The sequence below is a fragment of the Pseudoalteromonas sp. GW168-MNA-CIBAN-0100 genome (genome assembly GCF_040309225.1).
GTDB classification, from domain to species: Bacteria; Pseudomonadota; Gammaproteobacteria; order Enterobacterales; family Alteromonadaceae; genus Pseudoalteromonas; species Pseudoalteromonas arctica.
This window is the reverse complement of sequence record NZ_JBEOOL010000021.1, coordinates 36,468-54,334: the sequence shown is the minus strand read 5'-3', so window position 1 is coordinate 54,334 and position 17,867 is coordinate 36,468. Positions and strand designations below refer to the sequence as shown.

Sequence of the window (17,867 nt, the reverse complement as noted above, 5' to 3'; positions counted from 1 at the left end):
TGCTCGTAGTATAAATTTAAATGGGCTAATTTTTAGCCCATTTTTATATCTTACATTCCAGTATAACTATATCTGAAAAACTTACCTTGCCTCAATCTTATATATTACAACCATATACCCTGTACAAAAATTCGATTCAACCATATATAGTGCTATGTTAATTAATAAACACTATATATTGTGATTGAGTCAATTTTCACGCAAAGCCTGATGATAAAAAAAGCAGTCAAAATTTATTTTTAAAATACGCAAATTTAGTAGATCATTAGTTGATTTTTGCATATTTCATCTTAAATGATTGTTCGAAGGTGAGTGTCTACTAACACAAAGGCTATATCTCCTCATTATCAGATAATAGACACAATTCTACCTCTTGCAAAACAACTCAGACCACACTATCTTGTGATCATTAAATTGAACAGCACCAGATATTGTGGCCAAATGTTATTCAATTAAATTCTCCAATTTAATTAAATTTATACAAAACGAGTATCTACCTTGCTTCGGCGAGGCATAAACATTGGTCAAAATACATAATTCCCAAGGAATACAGGCAAATCTATGAACCAACAGTTATCTGTAAGCAAACGTGATGGGCGCAAAGAGCCTCTTGATCTGGATAAGATCCATCGCGTTATTGAATGGGCCGCCGAAGGTTTAAGCAACGTTTCGGTTTCGCAAGTTGAATTAAAATCGCACATTCAGTTTTACGACGGTATTCGTACTAAAGACATTCACGAAACCATCATTAAAGCAGCAGCGGATCAGATTTCAAAAGAATCGCCTGATTATCAATACTTAGCTGCACGTTTAGCTGTATTCCATTTACGTAAAAAAGCGTACGGTCAATTTGAGCCACCACGTTTATTTGACCACGTAACAAAAATGGTTGGCGATAAACGCTACGATGCTCACTTATTAGTAGATTACACAGAACAAGAATTAGACGAGCTTGATGCATATCTTGATCATTCTCGCGATCTTAACTTTAGCTACGCGGCTGTAAAACAGCTTGAAGGTAAGTATCTCGTTCAAAACCGTGTATCGGGTGAAATCTACGAAAGTGCACAGTTTTTATATATTTTAGTAGCAGCGAGCTTATTCTCTGACTACCCACGTGAAACACGCGTTTCTTACATTAAGCGCTTTTACGACGCAGTATCGTTATTTAAAATATCTCTACCAACGCCAATTATGTCGGGTGTACGTACACCTACTCGCCAGTTTAGCTCGTGTGTATTAATTGAATGTGGCGACAGCCTTGATTCAATCAATGCAACGTCGTCAGCTATTGTTAAATATGTTTCACAGCGTGCAGGTATTGGTATTAACGCTGGTCGTATTCGTGCGCTAGGTAGCCATATTCGTAACGGCGAAGCGTACCACACAGGTTGTATTCCTTTTTATAAGCACTTTCAAACAGCTGTTAAAAGTTGTTCGCAAGGTGGTGTACGTGGCGGCGCTGCAACATTATTCTACCCGCTTTGGCATTTAGAAGTAGAAAACCTACTTGTACTTAAAAATAACCGTGGTGTAGACGACAACCGTGTTCGTCACCTAGATTACGGCGTACAGTTTAATAAACTAATGTACTCTCGTTTAATTAAAGACGACTACATTACGTTATTTAGCCCATCAGATGTGCCAGGCCTTTACGATGCATTTTTTGAAGATCAAGCTGAGTTTGACGCGCTTTACGTAAAATACGAACAAGACGAATCGATTCGTAAAAAACGCATTAAAGCGATTGAGCTTTTCTCTATGTTTGCGCAAGAGCGTGCAAGTACAGGTCGTATTTATTTACAAAATGTGGATCACTGTAATACACACAGCCCGTTCATTGCTAAAGTTGCGCCTATTCGCCAATCTAACTTATGTTTAGAAATTGCATTGCCAACTAAGCCACTTAATAACGTAAATGACGAAGAAGGCGAAATTGCCCTTTGTACACTGTCTGCGTTTAACTTAGGTGCAATAGAATCACTTGATGAGCTCGAAGAGCTAGCTGAACTTGCAGTACGCGCACTTGATAACTTACTTGATTTCCAAGACTACCCAGTACCGGCTGCTAAAAATGCAACTATGGGTCGTCGAACGTTAGGTATAGGCGTGATTAACTACGCATACTACCTAGCTAAAAACGGTAAACGTTATTCAGATGGCAGCGCAAATGCATTAACACATAAAACCTTTGAAGCGATTCAATACTACTTGATGAAAGCATCAAACGAGCTTGCTAAAGAGCGTGGCGCCTGTCCTAAGTTTAACGAAACAACGTATTCACAAGGCATTATGCCAACAGATACGTACAAACGTGATTTAGATAAAATTTGTGATGAGCCACTTCATCTTGATTGGGATACACTACGTGCAAATATTAAAGAGCACGGTATGCGTAACTCAACACTAAGTGCGTTAATGCCATCAGAAACATCGTCGCAAATCTCTAATGCAACAAATGGTATTGAACCACCACGTGGACATATTAGCGTTAAAGCAAGTAAAGACGGTATTTTAAAGCAAGTTGTTCCTGAGTATGAGCGTTTAAAAGATCAATACGAGCTACTGTGGGACATTCCATCAAACGATGGTTACTTGCAGCTTGTTGGTATAATGCAAAAATTTGTAGACCAAACAATCTCTGCAAATACAAATTATGATCCAAACAAGTTCGAAGGCGGTAAAGTACCTATGCAAGTCTTATTAAAAGACTTACTAAGCGCGTACAAACTAGGTGTTAAAACCTTGTACTACCACAATACTCGTGATGGTGCCTCAGATATGCAAGAAGATACTCCAGAAGTGGAAGATGATGATTGTGAAGGCGGCGCGTGTAAAATATAACTGCTGATTTTTATTTTAAGCGGGCATTTAGCCCGCTTTTTCTGATAGTTTTTTGAGTGATAAACATGTCTTATACTACTTTTAGCCGAAACCATAATAACCAAATGCAAGAGCCAATGTTTTTTGGCCAAACTGTAAACGTATCTCGTTACGACCAACAAAAATACCCAATTTTTGAAAAATTAATCGAGAAGCAACTGTCTTTCTTTTGGCGTCCTGAGGAAGTAGATGTAAGTAAAGACCGTTTAGACTTTCAAGCGTTACCCGATCACGAAAAGCATATATTTTTAAGTAACTTAAAATACCAAACTTTGCTTGATAGCGTACAAGGCCGTTCGCCAAACGTTGCCCTACTCCCTATTGTATCGCTACCAGAGCTTGAAACATGGATAGAAACGTGGGCGTTCAGTGAAACAATTCACAGCCGCTCATACACGCATATTATCCGTAACGTAACACAAGCACCTGAACTTATTTTTGATGACATTGTTAGCAACGATAAAATTAGCGAACGTGCTGATGCCGTAACTAAATACTACGATGACTTAATTAACTCTGTATCGCTTTACAACTTATACGGTGAAGGCAAACACGAGATTAACGGTAAAACTGTTATCGTGAATTTGTTTGAGCTTAAAAAGAAACTTTACCTGGCTATGATGTCGGTAAATATTCTTGAAGCGATTCGCTTTTACGTAAGCTTTGCATGTTCGTTTGCGTTTGCTGAGCGTGAACTAATGGAAGGTAACGCTAAAATCATCAAGCTTATTGCGCGCGATGAAGCACTTCACCTTTCGGGTACTCAGCATATTTTAAACATTATGCAAGACGGTAAAGACGACCCTGAAATGGCGATTGTTGCAGCTCAGTGCCGCGACGAAGCGATTAAAATGTTTGTTGATGCTGCAGAGCAAGAAAAAGAGTGGGCTGAGTATTTATTTAAAGATGGTTCAATGATTGGCTTAAATAAGCATATTTTATGTCAGTACGTTGAATACATTACTAATGCACGTATGACTGCCATTGGCTTGCCAGCACAGTTTGAAAATAACAGTAACCCTATCCCATGGATAAACTCGTGGTTAGTGTCTGATAACGTGCAAGTAGCACCGCAAGAAGCAGAAATTAGCTCATACCTTGTTGGTCAAATAGACTCTCAAGTTGATGCATCAGAATTTGGTGATTTTGATTTATAATGAGTGACAAGTCTACTGCAAGCATAACGCTTGCAGAAAACAGCCAGTGTATAGAATTTACCGCTGGCTGCCCTTCTCTTTTACAGTGCTTAGAATCCATGAAAATAGACGTCGCATTCCAATGCCGTGAAGGTTACTGCGGCGCTTGTAGGGCAACGTTAGTGTCAGGTAGTGTTGAATATAACGAAGAGCCACTTGCGTTTGTGCGCGAAGGCGAAATACTCCTGTGCTGCTGCAAGCCTAATGGCAATGTAAGTATTGATCTGAAATAAAATTAATACTTACATCTATCGTTTATTAAACTTATCAATAGTGTGGAACAAACCGGTAATGCCCGGTAATTTTGTAATCAAAAAGCATATCGCTTTTTTGCGGACCACGCCCTATATTATGCACAATAAGTGGGTTACCCGTATCTTGAGATAACTCATTAATCACCATACCTATATGAGGTAAATTACCTGATAACATCCACGTTACTATATCGCCGGTTTTATAATCACTCACCTTACTGGATTTACTTAATACGTTTGCATGGCGCTCAAAGTAAGCTTGTAAATTTGGTACACGTCGGTGGTCTATATTTCTATCAGGCTTAGCTAAACCCCAAATACGTTTAGATGGATACAGTACAAAGTTTTTTTGCATGTCTTCATGCACGAGTTTCTGTAAGTCGATACCTAACTTTCTGTAACTTCTGATTATAACGTCGGTACATACCCCAATATTTTTAGGCACATCACCACCTGGGTAAGCAATTGAGTGATAAGCCCCATCGTAGGTAATATTGTGTTTTGTTCGCTCGAGTAAGGCTGATACTATACCTTCTTCAAACGTTACAGCTTGTGCATCAATACACATTAAAGTAAAAAAGCATCCTAACGTTTTGTTCATATAAATTCCTTTAAAATTCTGCGCTAATTACAGAGTATGAGTTACATATTTTGGCACATCTATTTTTTTACCACGACTAGCAAATTGATCATCAAGCGCGTATGCCATCTTTTCGAGCGGAGCATGGTGATATCCCTCTCGTTGAATTTCACTAATGTAACGAAGCATAAATGCGTTAGCGCCAAGCTCAAGCCACTGCGCAACATGAACAAGTTCATGAAAATGGACCCTTAAATTAGTAGCGACGTGGGGAAGTATATAATAAGTATTTTTATACGTTATACCCGCCGCGTCCATATCGACAAAATCACCTAGGCCCATTTCTCGCAGACCCGCAAAGTCTGGCTTTGGTATTTGGTCTACAACAACGTAATACGCGTTTTTTAAAAACTCGGTAGGATAAAACCCATAAAATTCATTACTGAATTTATCACAACTCACTTTTTGACTACTGTATTTTAAATTTGTAGCGTCAATCCAATTTTCTATTTGTTCTAGCACAGCTCCTCTCCTAAAGTACAAATGCAACACACCATGTGTAAACCTTAATCTAATATTGTAGTAAGTTTTTTAACCAGCACTTTTAGTATTAACACCTCGCAACTAGCGAAGAAAATAGAACGCATAGAGTATCTAAACAAAAAGCTCTAAATCAAAATTATCATATAAACATAACCAGTCTATAAACAGTAAAAACCTTTTTTATACTTTTTAAAGTGTTATTATTTGTAACTAAAACAGTAACACTTAAAATCATGTATAATTTTACTAATACACTCTTTCGCATGAAAATAATGCGTTTCAGTCCCATTGTCTTACTGGTCATATTAAGTAATACAGCAAATGCTGAAAATATAAAACCGTTCACATCAGATGGCTGTAGTGCTTTTCCGGACGGCACGACAAAAGATAAAAAGTTGTGGCTTGCATGTTGTAAAGCGCACGACTACGCCTACTGGCAAGGTGGCACTTATTGGCAACGTTTAGAAGCAGATAAAGCCTTGCAACAATGTGTTATTGAAGCCGGCGAAACGAGTATAGCGAACCTTATGCTTGCTGGAGTTCGATTTGGTGGCAGCCCTTATATACCATCGACTTTCAGATGGGACTATGGTTGGCCCTATCCTAGGTTATATCAAGCATTAACAGCTGATGAAATTAAGCAAATTGCTGCTTTAAAAACGGTATTAACTCAAACCAATTAACACATTGTGAAAAACTGTGTTATGCAAATAATATCAAAAGGAATTGAATCACTATGCTTATACTGCTAAGTATCATTTTAACTTTGTTTCCAACGGTAATATCTTATTTTGTTTCACGTAATTACGCTAAAAAGGCTAAAGCGACTAATAAAGGTGCTTACATCAGAGCAGTGCTTTGGCCTAGTGTTTTCTCGTGGACACTATTTGCTGCTGTTGGGCACGGCGCAATCATCTTCCCCTTACCTTCAACGTTTGCGGTCGTGTTATATGTGTTTCTATATGACGAACGTGGTATCTATTTTCATCCTCACATATTTTTAAGCCCAACGATTCCAATAGCCGTTTATTTAATAAGCTATTTCAAATACAAAAAAGCGGCCAATAAAGAGCTAACGCCCTAGCCCACTGTTGGCTCATAAGTATCTTGTAAGGTCCAAAGCTGCACTTACTCCTGCTGTACACTTCTTTGCTGTGAAACTACAACGTTATTATCTGAATACAATTGTGTAAATAACGGGTCTGGTAAATTAATAAAGCGTCATTACCAAAAATAACGAGTTTACTTATGCACCCAGATATACAAAAAAATCTTAAAGTAAAACCTGCTCACATCGTCTCATTTATTGTGTTTTTATTAGTTTCAATATCTACGTTTACCGTTCAAGTATATGCCGCTGATGCTGTATGGCCTTCAAAAACCACTTACAAATATGCAAATGTAAACGGTAAAAAGGTATTTTACCGAGAAGCTGGCATCCAGCATAAGCAAACCATTGTGCTTTTACATGGCTATCCGTCGTCTTCACACAGCTACCGAGAATTGATCCCGCTTTTATCAGGTCGTTATCATGTAATTGCACCCGATTATTTAGGCTCAGGATACAGCGAACGCCCAAACCCAGAAACTCAAAAATATACTTTTGAATTACTAGCTCAATACGTTGAAGGGTTACTAACAACGCTTAAAGTAAAGCGCTACAGCCTATATATACAAGACTTTGGAGCACCTGTAGGCTTTAGAATGTTGTTAAATAATCCTAATAAACTTGATGCACTTATTGTACAAAATGGTAATGCGTATTTAGAGGGGCTAACCCTACCGAGGCAAGCATTTTTTAAAGCCGCGAATGAAGATAGTTCGAAAGCTCAGCAAGATAAAATTTATTCGTTCACGTCTGAACAAGCCATTATTAATAAGCAGTATTTACGAGACGTACAAAGTAACCCAGAAGTGATGAGCCCAGATAGCTGGACGCACGATCTTCACTTTTTACAAACCAAATCCGATAGAGTAATTCAAGTTCAATTGCTACGAGATTACTACAACAACCTTCTCGACTATCCAAAGTGGCAAGCTTATTTACGCAAGTACCAACCACCAACGTTAATTGTATGGGGTAAAAACGATCCTGCGTTTATAGCCGCAGGCGCTAAAGCATACTTAAAAGATATACCGAACGCTGAACTGCACTTACTCGATTCAGGGCACTTTAGTGTTGAAGAAAAACCAGTAGAAATTGCAAAGTACATTATCGATTTTATGAATAAGCTAGCTCAATAGTAAGCCTTTTCTTTTGGTTTAGTATTTATAGCGAACATAAAAAAGCGCTGAGGGTATAAACCATCAGCGCTTTATTAAGCTCAAGCTAAATCCACAAAAATCACATTTAATATGGATAAGTTATGCTTTTATGTATTTAACCTTCTTCTTCAATAAGCGACTCTAGTAGGTCGTGTATTTCAGCTTTAAGCTCTTTGTCTTCAATTTTATTGGCGCTGACTTTAGCATTTTGAAGGTTTTTAATAGCTTCATCTTTTTGGCCAAGCTCAAGCTGTAATGTAGCCATTGAAAAAGAAACCGACGACATATGATCTTTGTTATTAATCGCAATCGACTTTTCTAATGCTTTTTCGTAAGTAGTAATTGCCTCTTCTAACTCTTCGGTAAAATCAGCTAAGGTTTCCCATTGTACAGGGTGATCTTTTGAGGTGTTTTCGTTTTCAATACAAATAGCTTTTAATTGAGCAAATAACGACTCAAACTTTTCACGGTTATTTTTGTTAGCCGCCGCCATTAAATCTTCTGCTAGATCATGTACCGCTTTGTATATTTTTGTATTCATCATCACTGGTTATCCTTTAATGCAGCTAAACTCATTTACTCACTCAATTTAGCTAAAATATATCATTACAGTCATTATAAAACGTATTTAAACAACTGATTTATTTAATTTGGTGTATAGCGTAATAATACATTAATAATGAACATCGCGTAGGCGTTAAACACTCTGTGATTAAACTTTATCGAAATTACTCTTGGTAAACTTACACGCTGAATAAACTTGCAACCCAATCCAACGTAAAGATGGTCGTAAACACTTTAAGTGCAATGACAACTGAAAATAATAGGATGATTGCCGCTTTAGCTTTGCTACTTTTAAGATTGTTCCAATACAATAACTTTGCATTAAATTCTGTTTTTAACTTAGTGACAGCCTCTTTCATAATAACGCCCTACTTAGGTATCCGCGCTCAGCAACATTTAACAATCACACAGTTGCTCAAGCGGGGTTTGTAACATTTTTCGCTACCTTTAGAGTAAACCATTAAATAAAGCCTGTACTATATAAAATGTAACAAAGGGTTTTAACTTAAGTTATTGTATCTAACTATTGTTTACACACCCAAAAATTAAAGGATAGGTAAATTCAGTAGAGCGTTAATAATAAATTTGGTGCTACACTAATAACTAACTTAAATTCGTTAACAGTCAACTAAATTAGCCAATTATGAAAGAATGCAACCAGTGTGGTAAATGCTGTATTAAATATGGCGGCGGCGATTTAAGCGCAACGAAAGAGGAAATAGATTTATGGGAGCTCTTTAACCCCGAAATTTATGAATATGTTAAAAACAACGAAATTTGGTTTGACCCAAAAACAGGCTTAAGACTTCAAGTGTGCCCATTTTTAGAAATTGCGCCTAAAAAAGATCCTCTCGCTAAAAATATGTATACCTGCAGTATTTACCTCGACCGCCCAGAAGACTGCCGCCACTACCCTAGCCTTATTTCAGAGATGATCCGCGACGAATGCGAAATGATTGAATCTGTAGATATAACAAATCAGACAAGAGCGCAGCATAAACTAGATGCGATAATGATAGATAGCCGCTATTAAATACATAGATTTACCGGCTAGCGCTATGAGTTCTTCGGTCAAATAGATAAGTTTTCTATTCACAAACCTATTATTTGAATTTTTATAATATTGGCTTAATCGTCATTTTTAGATTATTCATCGCAAAATACAAAGTTATACTATAACATTGTTGATTCGTTAATTTTGTGGTGTTATATTATATCACAACATAATAACCACGAACCAATATATCCATGACAAAGTTAACATTAATCTCCTCTGCTATTTTTTCTGTTTTATGTTCTCAATCAGCTTTGGCTGCAACCGTTACTGGTAAAGTAATGGATGATAAAAATCAACCAATTAAAAATGCCTCTATCCATGTCCATGGCAAAAACCAAAGCGTTAAAAGTAATGATTTAGGCGAGTTTGCTATCGATATAGATGCAAACAGCCAATTACATATTAGTAAAGACAACTACATAGACTCTCGTATTACTGTTACCGAATCTTCAAATAATCTGTCTGTGTCACTTAAACCAACATCGGTTGAAACAGTGGTTGTTTATGCCTCTGCACTTCATAAGAACAGCCTAGAAATGATATCGCCAGTAAGCGTGCTCTCAGGTGATGAATTAAGAAATAAATCTAAACCAACACTTGGAGAAACTCTTAAAGGTTTACCAGGCGTAAATGCAAGTTACTTTGGCCCTGTATCATCAAGCCCAATTATTCGTGGTTTAGATGGCCCTCGCGTTAAAATCACACAAAATGGATTAGATGCCAGCGATGCGTCGCGTATTGGCCCAGACCACGCGACATCAAGCGACAGCCTAGCGGCAGAACAAATTGAAGTGTTGCGCGGTCCAAGTACCCTACTTTATGGCTCTGGTGCAATTGGTGGCGTTGTAAACGTGGTTGATAACCGTATTCCTACTAGCAACATCGACGAGCTTACAGGCGCTGCTGAATACAGCAACGATACGGTGTCAAATTCAAACACCGTAGCTGCAAAACTTGAAACAGGTAATGAAGGCTTTAACTTTCATTTTGATGGTACTAAGCGCAGCGGCGATGATTACCAAACACCTACCTTTACTATTGCCGACGATGATGGCGATGTTGAAACTGAAAGATCGGTAGAAAATACTTTTATTGATAGCGAAACACTTAACTTTGGTACCAGCTATGTTGGCGATCACTTAACGATTGGTTTTTCTTACGGTAGCATTGATACTGATTACGGTATTCCTGGGCATGAGCATCATCACGATCACGAAGGTGAAACTGAAGAAGAGCATGCAGAACATGAAGATGAAGCTGCTGAAGAACCAGTTTATGCACATTTAGAGCAAGATCGCTGGCAAGGGCTTGTAAGTTACGCACTGCATAATAACTGGATTGAAACCATCAATCTACGTGTTGGCTATACTGATTACTTGCACAGCGAAATTGAAGATGGCGAAATTGGTACTACTTTTAAAAATAAAACGACTGAAGCACGTTTAAATGTAGAGCATAAGTTTGCTGATTGGCACGGAATGATGGGCTATCACTACAGCGATTCTGACTACGATGCAATTGGTGAAGAAGCATTTACACCCGCGAGTGTAACTACAACTAACGCATTATATTTACTAGAAGAGCGTGAATTTGGCGACGTGACAATAGAGCTTGGTGCACGTGTAGAAGATTACAAAATTGAAAGCCAAATCACGGCACACGAACATAGCCACGATGAAGTAGAAATAGATCATAGCGACGAAGAGACCATTGGGTATAATGAAAGCTTTACCAATTTAAGCGCCTCTGCCGGTGCCATTTGGCAATACAGGCCGGGTCATAGTATTGCAACAAGTATTTCTCATTCAGAACGAGCACCACTTTCGGCAGAGCTTTTATCAAACGGTTTACACATTGCAACTGGCACTTATGAGCTAGGTCTTGGTTACAGCATTGAAGATAATGAAGCGCATTTTGAGCCTGAAAATATTAAGCAAGAAACCTCAACAAACCTAGATTTGAGCTTTAGACGTTTTAGCGGAGACTTTGGTTACACCGTTAACTTTTTCTATAACGATATTAAAAACTTTTATTTCCAAGAAAATACGGGTTTAGTTTACGATGAAGAAGATGGTTTAGAATCAGCTATTGGTGCACATGACGATGCTGTTGCGGTTTATCAGTTTACAAGTAAAGACGCAGAGCTTTATGGAATTGAATTTGACGCACATTACCAAGTAGCCCCAAGCGCTATGGTTAAAGTATTTGGTGACTCAACTCGTGCAAAACTAAAAGACGACGAAGGCAACTTACCGCGTATTCCTGCCAATAAATTAGGCTCTGAGTTACAGTACGATTTAGGTGACTTACAATTAACACTGACGGGTACTCATTACTTTGATCAAAACGATGTAACTGCATTTGAAACAAAAACGGACGGCTATACGTTATTTGATGCACAAGCTAATTACCAATTAGGTTTAGGCGGTGTAGATGCACAGCTGTATATAAACGTGGATAACATTACTGATGAGTTAGGCTTTGTGCATAGCTCATTTATTAAAGATAAAGCCCCACTACCAGGCAGAAACTTCCGCTTTGGTGTTCGTGGTTATTTTTAATAATTAAAGATAGTTTTTAGTTTATATATTTACAAACCGCATTTTATTAATGCGGTTTTTTTATTTTTAAAATATATAATATCAATACGCAATAATACTTAATCGATTTGAAGGATCAAACCTGACGCTAACTGCGTTAAGAATTTCTGATATACGACTGCATGGATGCAGGAGGTAGAGCAATGCAAGAGCAATTAGTGATAACAACTAAACAACGAAATTTTCACCTTGTTATCGACACAATTTTCTTAGCGAAAAACAGATAACTTAATTAAGAGAATTGGTATAAAACTCTTAAATTACAAACACAAAAAAGCCGTATTCAAATTGAATACGGCTTTTTACACTTTTAAATTAAAATTTATTTAATTTAATTTAAGAAATGATTTCGTGTAGCTCAACGTCAAATACAAGCGTTGAGAAAGGTGCGATTGCAGCACCTGCGCCACGTTCACCATAAGCAAGCTCATGAGGAACGTAGATACGCCATTTAGTACCTACAGGCATCATTTGTAATGCTTCAGTCCAGCCTTTGATCACGCCACCAACTGGAAATTCAGCTGGTTGACCGCGCTCGTATGAGCTATCAAACACAGTACCGTTAATAAGTGTACCGTGGTAATCAACACGTACTGTAGACTCAGCTGTTGGCTTTTCGCCTTCGCCAGTTGCTAGTACTTCGTATTGAAGACCAGACTCAGTTACTGTGATTTCAGGACGTTTTGCGTTTTCTTCTAAGAATGAAATACCTTCTGCAGAAAGTACTTTAGACTCTTCTTCACGACGAGCTTGAATCTCTTCGTTGATTTTTTCAAATGCAGCTTGGATCTCAGGGATCTCAACTTGAAATGCGCTACCAGCGTACGCATCTTTCATGCCTTCAAATACTGAATTTAGGTTTAAGCCTTCAAAAGGATTAGACTTAAGTTGCTCACCCATTTGTAAGCCAATACCGTAACTTGCTTTTTCAGCATCTGTAGTAAAATTATCTGACATAATGTGTTTTTCACGTTTTGTTAGTTAAAAGACGCGACTATGCTATCACAAAATAAACCGCGTTTGGGGCTAGTTTTTGCTGAGTTTTAGCTTAATTAGGCCAACAATATAACTACAAAGCGGCAAACTGAATAAAATTCCAACAAGTAGAGGCATTGTTAGTAATCCTGATTCGCCAAACAGTAAAAATGGCACTACAAGCAGCCCTATACAACCAATAAAAACAGAGCCAATAACTGGCCAATGCTTATCGTATTTGGTAATAAGATGGGCAGCTAAAACATTAAAACCAACACCATAAATTAAACCGGTAATTAATGGATACTCTGGTTGAGCGTCTATAGCCATTTTTACTAATAAGCTAATAGCACTTTGATAGCAGTAACCAAATACCGTCCATAATAAAAGATGTTTTATTAATTTCTGCGAGGTTGGTAGGTTTGTTGCTTTAGTCATTTAGAAACTCCACAAAGCAAAAAACCGCCCATAAGGCGGTTTTTTTAAATAATGGTGGAGAGATAGGGATTTGAACCCTAGATGGGCTATAAACCCATGCCGGTTTTCAAGACCGGTGCATTCGACCACTCTGCCATCTCTCCGCACGGCGCGAATAATATGGCTAAATACATAACTTGTAAAGAGCTAAATAGAAATTAATATAAAATATTAACATATTGGATAAAATAGACCCACTTTGTTCTTTTGTTAAGCTCTTCACTTTAATAAAAGTGTAGTTAATGGACTAAAGTTAAACACATTAATAATATTGTTTAGGTCTACGTGCAATCCAAGAGCAGATTAAACAAGCCAATATACTCAGTGCAGTAAAGGTAACGCCTTGAAAAATTAAATCGAATCGATTTAAATCATCACTTGGTACTACAACAAACATAAAAGCTGGTAGCACACTAAGCGATAAAACGTAGCAACATACTTTAAATGCACGCCCAAAGTCGAAACGTTTGGACTGGTGCATCCACCATGTTAACAACACAAGCATACCCATCGCTGAACCGGCTATAAAGTGTGATGCATTTGTGCTCATTGCAACATACAGTGTTACAAAAGCACCAATGATTCCCCAAATTGACCATGCTAGCCAATTCTCTTTTTCACGTAAAAATAAATTTCCCATAGTTTTCGTCTTCTTTATCGTTATTTTTATTAAGACTTTCCATAATGTATCAAAAAACAACCGATTAAAAAACAAACTGAAGAAGATTTAGTAAATTTAGTGCTTCCAAGCGCTTCTTACAGCCAAGTCATTAACTTTTAAATAATACTCTTTGTAACCTTAATGAATTATGACTACGTAAGTTGCGCAAAGTTCATACTATTTCACAAATTACTAAAATAGTGTTCCGGCTTATGGCGAGGCGACTTTTTACAATCGACTTCGGGTGTACCTATATATAAATACCCTACTATTTCATCTTGCTCATGTAAGTTAAGCGCTTTTTTAACCGCGCTACTTTGAGCAAAGTAGCCTGTGCGCCAAACACCGCCTAACCCTTGGGCAAATGCAGCTTGTTGCATCGCTAATACACTACAGCCTGCGCTTTGTACTTGTTCTATTCTAGGAACTTTTGGGTGTTCTTGATATTTAGCAATTGCTATTACAATCATAGGCGCACGAAGGGGAAGCTCTTTAGCACGGTTAATTACTTTTTCTTCTTGTTGCTCTGCCACTGCACTTTGATGGTAAATTTCACCCAGTTTATTGCGTGCATCACCTTGAGCAACAATGAACTGCCACGGTGCTATACAGCCATGATCAGGAACACGTAATGCTGCTTGCTTAATTATGTCGAGCTGCTCAGGCGTAGGGCCCGGCTCTGTTAGTTTAGAGTCTGATTGGCGGGTAAGCAAAAGCTCGATAGCGTTCATAACGATTCCTCAAAATTCAAAACGCTAGAGTAACATTTAAACCCTTAAAAAATAAATACCGAGAAATTAAAATGCAAAACGGCCGCAAAGGGTCAACTATGCGGCCGTTAGTAAAGCAGATTAAATACGTTATTCTTTTACAATATTTCGCCTTAACCAGTAATCTATACTAACAAAACGCCCACCGCCCATAAAAAACAAACTAAGAAGCATAGCAAAATAAATTGCCGAAAATTCTATACCGTTATTTAAAATAGACGGCTTGCCCTTTTCGTATAGATAATCAGGAAACCCGTGTTCTTCAACTAAGCCACGAATTTTACCTATTCGGTCTTGTACTTCTAGTGAGTTTTCAAGGCTTTCTTTAGCGCCCGGAATTGATAACCAATCGAGCACTTGCGCAGCACTTGTTTCTGGGTTAGTTGGTGCTATTGCAAACCAACCATTATGCCAATGCACTGAGGTTGCAGCGACAACCATTGTGAACATAAGTGGGATACTGACCAAGCGAGTTAAAAGGCCAAGTAATAAAAACCAACCTCCTAAAAATTCACTCCAACCAGCTAAAAAGGCTAGTAAGTCAGGAAACGGTAATCCTAAACCCCATTCATTATTACCAAACCATTGAACTACATCTGGAGATGCTAAAAAATTATCAAAGAAACCTTCTGTCTCACCGCTTATAGCAAGTTTGTTATAACCTGCAATGATCATAACAGGGGCTAAAATCAAGCGAAATAGCAATGCAGGTAAACCATCTAAAAATGATAGTTTACCCAATATTGCATCATAAAGATTGGTTAGTTTATTCATGCGTATCCTGTGTGTTCACTGTTTATTAAGTTATAGACTATAAACAGCAAAGACCGCATGAATTGATAAACTATTTCAATTTATTTACAAAGGTTAAATACTTCTAGCGACCTGAAGTGCTTCAAAAATAGCGCGTTTAGCATCAATAGCTGCAGCTAGTTTAGCTCCGCCTATAACATGTACCTTTGCGTTATCTGTGTAATTTTCTAGCACTTCGTTGTTAGAAACCTGGCCAATACAGGCAATAACAGTGTCTACTGGCAGTACTTGAGTTTCACCAGCAACATTAATAGTTAGTCCGCTTTTATCAAAGCTTTGGTATTGGCAATCAGCAATTTGCTTAACGCCATGCTGCTTAGCAACTTGGCGATGTATCCAACCCGTTGTTTTACCAAGCTCGCTACCAAAACGACCCGCACTGCGTTTTAACATATACAATTGACGTTCGTCTTTATGAGGTTGGGCTTCACACTCAATCCCCCATTGCGTTTTAAACTCGCTAATAGTTTGCGATTTATGTTCGCTTAAAAACGCAACCATATCAAAACCTATACCACCGGCACCTAAAATAGCAATTGATTTACCCAGCTCTACTTCGCCGCGTATAACTTCGTCATAAGCAAATACACGCTTATCATCGCTACACTTAATAGAGGCTTCACGCGGCCTAACGCCAGTTGCGAATACGATGTCATCATAGCTTTTAAGCATTGAATCGTCATAAGCTTTACCAAGCTCTACAGTTACTTTTAATCGCTCTAGCTCATTAGTGAAGTAAGTAAGAGTATGGTTAAAGTCTTCTTTACCTGGTATTTGCATGGCTAAATTAAATTGGCCACCCATTTGCGATTTTTGATCAATTAACGTGACGTTATGCCCTTTTTGAGCCAAGTAACAACTTGCCGATAAACCAGCAGGGCCTGCGCCGACTACTAATACATTTTTAGCTTTGGTTGCTTGTTCTAACGGATAATCTAGCTCAAATGCAGCTTGTGGATTAACTAAACACGTAGCACGTTTATTTTTAAATACGTGATCTAGACAACCTTGGTTACACCCTATACAAATATTAATTTGCTTAGATTGATTCTTTGCGTATTTATTAAAAAACTCTGGATCGGCAAGTAGCGGCCTTGCCATCGAAATTAAATCAGCCTCGCCTGCATTTAAAATATCGTTAGCAATTTCTGGAGTATTAATTCGGTTAACAGCAATAACTGGCACGCTCACCACGTCTTTTAAACGTTTTGATGCTTCTTTAAATGCACCTGGCGGCACCATACTCGCAATAGTCGGTACACGCGCTTCGTGCCAACCAATACCTGTGTTAAAAATATCAACGCCCGCTTTTTCAAGCTCGGTAGCTTGTATGACAACTTCCTCTGGTGTTGAACCGTTTGGGATTAAATCAATGACCGACAATCTAAAAATGATTAAGAATTGCTCAGATACTTTTGCTCTTACAGCTTTAACTATTTCAAGCGCAAGTCGCATTCTATTTTCTAGGCTGCCACCAAATTCATCTTCACGTCTATTGGTGTGCGGCGCCATAAACTCATTAATCAAATACCCTTCAGAACCCATAACTTCAACGCCATCGTAGCCGGCTTTTTCAGCCATATAGGCAGAGTGCGCAAAGTCTTTAATTGTTTTTTTAATCGAGCCAAGCGACATCGCTTTAGGTTTATAAGGATTAATAGGTGCTTTTATTGCACTTGGTGCTTGATTGAATGGATGGTACGCATAACGTCCAGCGTGTAATAATTGCAAACAAATTTTTCCGCCGTGTTTATGCACAGCATCTGTGTAAGCGCGGTGCTTAAATACATCGTAATAACTATTAAATGAAGATGAAATAGGTGTTAATTTGCCACGTAAATTAGGGCTGTATCCGCCCGTAATTAACATTGCAGTGCCGCCTTTTGCACGTGCTTCGTAAAATGCACGTAAGCGTTTGCGGTTATGCCATCCCTCTTCAAGGCCTGTATGCATTGAGCCCATCACTAAGCGGTTACGTAATTGTGTGTGTTTTAATTGTAATTGTTGTTCTAACATCTTGTGCCCCGTTAACTGGTCTAACCTGTATACATTAGCTAATTCTGCTTTAATGGCAAGTAATAAGCAATATGTGCCTTCATTTAATTAAAAAAAGCCATAAAAACATGTATTAATAGCACCTCATAAACACTTCGTTACGATTTAGCAGTTAAATTTATTTTTATTCTAGGCTAAGATGGAACTAATGTATTAACTGTACCAAATTAAGGA

Annotated in this window: 18 protein-coding genes and 1 tRNA gene; 8 read left to right on the top strand and 11 right to left on the bottom strand. The window is 38.0% G+C overall.

Annotated elements, in window-relative coordinates; all coding sequences use genetic code 11:
• The first annotated feature begins 561 nt into the window (after positions 1–561).
• The 3 genes from nrdA to yfaE all read left to right on the top strand — a co-directional run bounded on the left by nrdA (position 562) and on the right by yfaE (position 4,312).
• The gene (gene nrdA / locus AAEY62_RS13760; RefSeq protein ID WP_010552863.1) at positions 562–2,844 is read left to right on the top strand and encodes a class 1a ribonucleoside-diphosphate reductase subunit alpha; all 2,283 of its coding nucleotides are present in this window, start codon (positions 562–564) and stop codon (positions 2,842–2,844) included.
• Between the two features lie 65 nt (positions 2,845–2,909).
• Positions 2,910–4,040 carry a class Ia ribonucleoside-diphosphate reductase subunit beta gene (nrdB, locus tag AAEY62_RS13755; protein ID WP_007583038.1) on the top strand — a complete coding sequence of 377 codons (1,131 nt, stop codon included), beginning with the start codon at positions 2,910–2,912 and terminating at the stop codon, positions 4,038–4,040.
• The gene (gene yfaE, locus AAEY62_RS13750) at positions 4,040–4,312 is read left to right on the top strand and encodes a class I ribonucleotide reductase maintenance protein YfaE (protein ID WP_024590148.1); all 273 of its coding nucleotides are present in this window, start codon (positions 4,040–4,042) and stop codon (positions 4,310–4,312) included. The genes nrdB and yfaE overlap by 1 nt, the downstream gene beginning before the upstream one ends.
• 34 nt (positions 4,313–4,346) lie before the next feature.
• On the opposite strand, the gene AAEY62_RS13745 is transcribed toward yfaE, so the two are convergent.
• Positions 4,347–4,901 carry a DUF1287 domain-containing protein gene (locus AAEY62_RS13745; protein WP_407072743.1) on the bottom strand — a complete coding sequence of 185 codons (555 nt, stop codon included), beginning with the start codon at positions 4,899–4,901 and terminating at the stop codon, positions 4,347–4,349.
• 60 nt (positions 4,902–4,961) lie between these two features.
• Entirely contained in the window at positions 4,962–5,435 is a 474-nt protein-coding gene (locus AAEY62_RS13740; RefSeq protein WP_024590146.1) for a hypothetical protein, read from the bottom strand.
• 293 nt (positions 5,436–5,728) lie between these two features.
• Here AAEY62_RS13740 and AAEY62_RS13735 point away from each other — a divergent pair, with 293 nt between their 5' ends.
• From AAEY62_RS13735 to AAEY62_RS13725, 3 genes are all read left to right on the top strand, one after another.
• Positions 5,729–6,139, top strand: a complete 411-nt coding sequence (locus AAEY62_RS13735; RefSeq protein WP_024590145.1) for a hypothetical protein — start codon at positions 5,729–5,731, stop codon at positions 6,137–6,139.
• A 53-nt stretch (positions 6,140–6,192) separates the two neighbouring features.
• Positions 6,193–6,540: a hypothetical protein gene (locus AAEY62_RS13730; protein ID WP_024590144.1), complete on the top strand. Its 348-nt coding sequence runs from the start codon at positions 6,193–6,195 to the stop codon at positions 6,538–6,540.
• 164 nt (positions 6,541–6,704) lie between these two features.
• The gene (locus tag AAEY62_RS13725) at positions 6,705–7,700 is read left to right on the top strand and encodes an alpha/beta fold hydrolase (RefSeq protein ID WP_101164053.1); all 996 of its coding nucleotides are present in this window, start codon (positions 6,705–6,707) and stop codon (positions 7,698–7,700) included.
• Between the two features lie 136 nt (positions 7,701–7,836).
• Here the strand turns inward: AAEY62_RS13725 and AAEY62_RS13720 are convergent, their stop codons facing one another.
• Positions 7,837–8,265, bottom strand: a complete 429-nt coding sequence (locus tag AAEY62_RS13720; RefSeq protein ID WP_024590143.1) for a hypothetical protein — start codon at positions 8,263–8,265, stop codon at positions 7,837–7,839.
• A 199-nt stretch (positions 8,266–8,464) separates the two neighbouring features.
• On the bottom strand, positions 8,465–8,644 hold the full coding sequence (locus AAEY62_RS13715; protein ID WP_024590142.1) for a hypothetical protein: 180 nt from the start codon (positions 8,642–8,644) through the stop codon (positions 8,465–8,467).
• Between the two features lie 284 nt (positions 8,645–8,928).
• Here AAEY62_RS13715 and AAEY62_RS13710 point away from each other — a divergent pair, with 284 nt between their 5' ends.
• Both AAEY62_RS13710 and AAEY62_RS13705 read left to right on the top strand, forming a co-directional pair.
• Positions 8,929–9,318: a YkgJ family cysteine cluster protein gene (locus tag AAEY62_RS13710; protein ID WP_024590141.1), complete on the top strand. Its 390-nt coding sequence runs from the start codon at positions 8,929–8,931 to the stop codon at positions 9,316–9,318.
• A gap of 215 nt (positions 9,319–9,533) precedes the next feature.
• Positions 9,534–11,903, top strand: coding sequence for a TonB-dependent receptor (locus AAEY62_RS13705; protein ID WP_024590140.1), 2,370 nt, complete (start codon positions 9,534–9,536; stop codon positions 11,901–11,903).
• A gap of 375 nt (positions 11,904–12,278) precedes the next feature.
• Here the strand turns inward: AAEY62_RS13705 and bamJ are convergent, their stop codons facing one another.
• The 7 genes from bamJ to AAEY62_RS13670 form a co-directional block, all read right to left on the bottom strand.
• Positions 12,279–12,899 carry a BamJ family beta-barrel-assembly machinery protein gene (gene bamJ, locus AAEY62_RS13700; protein WP_007586200.1) on the bottom strand — a complete coding sequence of 207 codons (621 nt, stop codon included), beginning with the start codon at positions 12,897–12,899 and terminating at the stop codon, positions 12,279–12,281.
• Positions 12,900–12,968: 69 nt separating this feature from the next.
• Positions 12,969–13,355: a hypothetical protein gene (locus AAEY62_RS13695; protein WP_024590139.1), complete on the bottom strand. Its 387-nt coding sequence runs from the start codon at positions 13,353–13,355 to the stop codon at positions 12,969–12,971.
• Between the two features lie 52 nt (positions 13,356–13,407).
• Positions 13,408–13,498 (bottom strand) — tRNA-Ser (locus AAEY62_RS13690).
• A gap of 158 nt (positions 13,499–13,656) precedes the next feature.
• On the bottom strand, positions 13,657–14,034 hold the full coding sequence (locus tag AAEY62_RS13685; protein WP_007582705.1) for a hypothetical protein: 378 nt from the start codon (positions 14,032–14,034) through the stop codon (positions 13,657–13,659).
• A gap of 203 nt (positions 14,035–14,237) precedes the next feature.
• A complete protein-coding gene (locus AAEY62_RS13680) occupies positions 14,238–14,786 on the bottom strand; it encodes an NAD(P)H nitroreductase (RefSeq protein WP_024590138.1) in 549 nt (182 codons plus the stop codon).
• Between the two features lie 129 nt (positions 14,787–14,915).
• Positions 14,916–15,599, bottom strand: coding sequence for an HvfX family Cu-binding RiPP maturation protein (locus AAEY62_RS13675; RefSeq protein ID WP_007582701.1), 684 nt, complete (start codon positions 15,597–15,599; stop codon positions 14,916–14,918).
• Between the two features lie 93 nt (positions 15,600–15,692).
• Positions 15,693–17,654, bottom strand: coding sequence for an oxidoreductase (locus tag AAEY62_RS13670; protein ID WP_350635125.1), 1,962 nt, complete (start codon positions 17,652–17,654; stop codon positions 15,693–15,695).
• Positions 17,655–17,867: the final 213 nt, after the last annotated feature.

Excerpts from the sequence above, each read along its gene's own strand:
- nrdA (WP_010552863.1), top strand. The coding sequence starts at position 562 with ATGAACCAACAGTTATCTGTAAGCAAACGTGATGGGCGCAAAGAGCCT.
- nrdB (WP_007583038.1), top strand. The coding sequence starts at position 2,910 with ATGTCTTATACTACTTTTAGCCGAAACCATAATAACCAAATGCAAGAG.
- yfaE (WP_024590148.1), top strand. The coding sequence starts at position 4,040 with ATGAGTGACAAGTCTACTGCAAGCATAACGCTTGCAGAAAACAGCCAG.
- AAEY62_RS13745 (WP_407072743.1), bottom strand. The coding sequence starts at position 4,901 with ATGTGTATTGATGCACAAGCTGTAACGTTTGAAGAAGGTATAGTATCA.
- AAEY62_RS13735 (WP_024590145.1), top strand. The coding sequence starts at position 5,729 with ATGCGTTTCAGTCCCATTGTCTTACTGGTCATATTAAGTAATACAGCA.
- AAEY62_RS13730 (WP_024590144.1), top strand. The coding sequence starts at position 6,193 with ATGCTTATACTGCTAAGTATCATTTTAACTTTGTTTCCAACGGTAATA.
- AAEY62_RS13725 (WP_101164053.1), top strand. The coding sequence starts at position 6,705 with ATGCACCCAGATATACAAAAAAATCTTAAAGTAAAACCTGCTCACATC.
- AAEY62_RS13720 (WP_024590143.1), bottom strand. The coding sequence starts at position 8,265 with ATGATGAATACAAAAATATACAAAGCGGTACATGATCTAGCAGAAGAT.
- AAEY62_RS13715 (WP_024590142.1), bottom strand. The coding sequence starts at position 8,644 with ATGAAAGAGGCTGTCACTAAGTTAAAAACAGAATTTAATGCAAAGTTA.
- AAEY62_RS13710 (WP_024590141.1), top strand. The coding sequence starts at position 8,929 with ATGAAAGAATGCAACCAGTGTGGTAAATGCTGTATTAAATATGGCGGC.
- AAEY62_RS13705 (WP_024590140.1), top strand. The coding sequence starts at position 9,534 with ATGACAAAGTTAACATTAATCTCCTCTGCTATTTTTTCTGTTTTATGT.
- bamJ (WP_007586200.1), bottom strand. The coding sequence starts at position 12,899 with ATGTCAGATAATTTTACTACAGATGCTGAAAAAGCAAGTTACGGTATT.
- AAEY62_RS13695 (WP_024590139.1), bottom strand. The coding sequence starts at position 13,355 with ATGACTAAAGCAACAAACCTACCAACCTCGCAGAAATTAATAAAACAT.
- AAEY62_RS13685 (WP_007582705.1), bottom strand. The coding sequence starts at position 14,034 with ATGGGAAATTTATTTTTACGTGAAAAAGAGAATTGGCTAGCATGGTCA.
- AAEY62_RS13680 (WP_024590138.1), bottom strand. The coding sequence starts at position 14,786 with ATGAACGCTATCGAGCTTTTGCTTACCCGCCAATCAGACTCTAAACTA.
- AAEY62_RS13675 (WP_007582701.1), bottom strand. The coding sequence starts at position 15,599 with ATGAATAAACTAACCAATCTTTATGATGCAATATTGGGTAAACTATCA.
- AAEY62_RS13670 (WP_350635125.1), bottom strand. The coding sequence starts at position 17,654 with ATGTTAGAACAACAATTACAATTAAAACACACACAATTACGTAACCGC.